General features: G+C 75.7%; 3 protein-coding genes. 1 reads left to right on the top strand and 2 read right to left on the bottom strand.

The window, feature by feature from the left end:
- A partial coding sequence (locus B1205_RS28815; protein ID WP_303395047.1) for a hypothetical protein occupies window positions 1-101 on the bottom strand: 101 nt, incomplete at its 3' end.
- Between the two features lie 4 nt (window positions 102-105).
- Between B1205_RS28815 and B1205_RS32665 the strand changes: the two genes are divergently transcribed.
- Window positions 106-237, top strand: coding sequence for a hypothetical protein (locus B1205_RS32665; protein WP_254910289.1), 132 nt, complete (start codon window positions 106-108; stop codon window positions 235-237).
- Window positions 238-240: 3 nt separating this feature from the next.
- Here the strand turns inward: B1205_RS32665 and B1205_RS28820 are convergent, their stop codons facing one another.
- Window positions 241-1,734: an MFS transporter gene (locus tag B1205_RS28820; RefSeq protein ID WP_089158474.1), complete on the bottom strand. Its 1,494-nt coding sequence runs from the start codon at window positions 1,732-1,734 to the stop codon at window positions 241-243.
- Window positions 1,735-1,809 lie beyond the last annotated feature (75 nt).

Genomic DNA, 1,809 nt, shown 5'->3' on the forward strand with positions numbered 1-1,809 from the left:
CCGGTGACGCACTCGGCCACGGTGCGCCAGAAGTCGTCCTGGTCGAGCACGCCCTGCGTGTGCAGGGCGGCGCTGAGGTGCCGCAGGAAGCAGTCGAACACGTCGGTGAAGATGGCGCGGGCGCTGATGCGGGCCGCGCTGGCCCGACGACCCGGAGTGACCTGCGTGCTCGCCTCGCACCTGGCCGAGGACCGGGCCCACTGCGACCGGGTGCTGAAGATGCCGGTACGCCGCTGACTCTCAGCCCGGCCGCGTACCCGCCTCGGCGCGGTGCAGCAGCGCGGCGGCCACCAGACCGCCGGCCAGCACGGCCACCGCGCCCACCGTCTGACCGGTCCGCAGCGCCTCGGCGAACGCGGCGGTGACCACCGCCCGGTCCGGGCCGGCGGCGGCCAGCGCGGCCGGGAACGAACCGGCGCCGGCCAGCGCGGCCGGCAGCAGCGCCGCGAACCGGGCGTGCAGCACCGCGCCCAGCACCGCGACGCCCAGGGCACCGCCCACCTCGGTCATGGTGCCGTCGACCCCGGCGCCCGCGCCGGCCTTCTGGGTCGGGATCGCGCTCATCACCGCCTCCACCACGGCCGGGTTCGCCAGCGCGCAGCCCGTACCCATGACCAGCAGCCCGGCCAGCATCGTGCCGTAACCCTCCGACGGGCCGTGCGTGACCAGCGCCAGGCCGCCGGCCAGCAGCGTCATGCCGACGGCGATGGCGACCGGCCGGCCGAGCCGGTGGATCACCGTCGCGGCGACGCCGGACGCGGTGAGCACCACGATGGACAGCGCGAACGGCGCCATCCGCAGCCCCGCCTCCCACGCCGGGTAGCCGCGCACGAACTGCAACTGCTGGGTGAGCAGGAACAACGCGCCGGTGGCCCCGAACGTGATCAGCACGACGCCGCTGACCGCGCCGACGAACCGGCGGTCGCGGAAGAAACCCATGTCCAGCATCGGGTCGGCGACCCGCCGCTCCCAGACCACGAACGACGCCAGCAGCGCCACCCCGGCCGCGCCCGCGCCGAGCACCGCCGCCGACGCCCAGCCGCGCTCCGGGCCGGAGATGATCGCCCAGACGATCGCGGTCAGCCCGGCGGTGGAGAGCGCCACCCCACCCAGGTCGAGCCGCCCGCCGGCCGGGTTGCGCGACTCCGGCACCAGCGTCCGCGCGGCGAGCAGGCAGACCAGCACGACCGGCACGTTCAGCAGGAAGATCGCACCCCAGGGCAGGTGCGCCAGCACGAACCCGCCGATCGGCGGCCCGGCCGCGAACCCCAACGCGCTCGTCGCCGCCCACACGCCGATCGCCCGGGACCGCTCGGCGGCGTCGAAGACCTGCATCGCCACGGCCAGGGTGGCGGTGACCAGCAGCGCGCCACCCACGCCCATGCCGGCGCGGGCGGCGATCACCTGCTCGGCGGTGCGGGCCAGCCCGGCCGCCGCCGAGCCGAGCCCGAACAGCACCAGCCCGAGCAGCAGCATCCGCCGCCGCCCGTACCGGTCGGCCGCGCTGCCGGCGCTCAGCAGCAGCCCGGACAGCACCAGCGCGTACGCGTTGATCATCCACTGCACGTCGGCGGTGCTCGCGTCCAACTCGGTGGTGAGCACCGGCACCGCCACGGTCAGCACGGTGTTGTCCAGCACCACCACGAGCTGCGCCAGGCAGAGCACGGCCAGGATCAGCCAGCGGTGCGGCACCCGGTCATGCGCCGCGTCGGCGATCGGCGCGGTGGCGCTCATCGCGGTGCGAAGCGGGCCAGCGGGTTGACCAGCGTGCCGGCGAACTGCAACGCGGCGGACGGGTCGGCCAGGTCC

This window comes from Micromonospora sp. NBS 11-29 (assembly GCF_002140155.1).
Taxonomy (GTDB): domain Bacteria; phylum Actinomycetota; class Actinomycetes; order Mycobacteriales; family Micromonosporaceae; genus Micromonospora.

Excerpts from the sequence above, each read along its gene's own strand:
- B1205_RS28820 (WP_089158474.1), bottom strand. The coding sequence starts at position 1,734 with ATGAGCGCCACCGCGCCGATCGCCGACGCGGCGCATGACCGGGTGCCG.